The organism is Acinetobacter sp. WU_MDCI_Abxd143, from assembly GCF_025514195.1.
Lineage (GTDB): Bacteria > Pseudomonadota > Gammaproteobacteria > Pseudomonadales > Moraxellaceae > Acinetobacter > Acinetobacter pittii_H.
This window is the reverse complement of record NZ_JAHPTH010000042.1, coordinates 1-548: the sequence shown is the minus strand read 5'-3', so window position 1 is coordinate 548 and position 548 is coordinate 1. Positions and strand designations below refer to the sequence as shown.

Sequence of the window (548 nt, the reverse complement as noted above, 5' to 3'; positions counted from 1 at the left end):
AAGTTTGAACGTAATAAGCCACACGTAAACGTGGGCACAATCGGTCACGTTGACCATGGTAAAACAACTTTAACTGCTGCGATTGCAACAATTTGTGCAAAAACTTACGGCGGTGAAGCGAAAGATTACTCACAAATCGACTCAGCACCTGAAGAAAAAGCACGTGGTATTACAATTAATACTTCACACGTAGAATACGATTCTCCAATTCGTCACTACGCGCACGTTGACTGCCCGGGCCACGCCGATTACGTTAAAAACATGATTACTGGTGCTGCTCAGATGGACGGCGCGATCCTTGTGTGTGCTGCGACTGACGGTCCAATGCCACAAACTCGTGAACACATCCTTCTTTCTCGTCAGGTTGGTGTACCTTACATCATCGTGTTCTTGAACAAGTGTGACCTTGTTGATGATGAAGAATTACTTGAATTAGTAGAAATGGAAGTTCGTGAACTTCTTTCTACTTATGACTTCCCAGGTGATGACACTCCAGTTATCCGTGGTTCTGCGCTTAAAGCGTTGGAAGGCGATGCTGGTCAATATGG

General features: G+C 45.1%; 1 protein-coding gene. It reads left to right on the top strand.

What is annotated here, in order from left to right; genetic code table 11:
* On the top strand, positions 1-548 hold a 548-nt coding region (locus KTI79_RS19105; protein WP_262468849.1), incomplete at both ends, for a GTP-binding protein.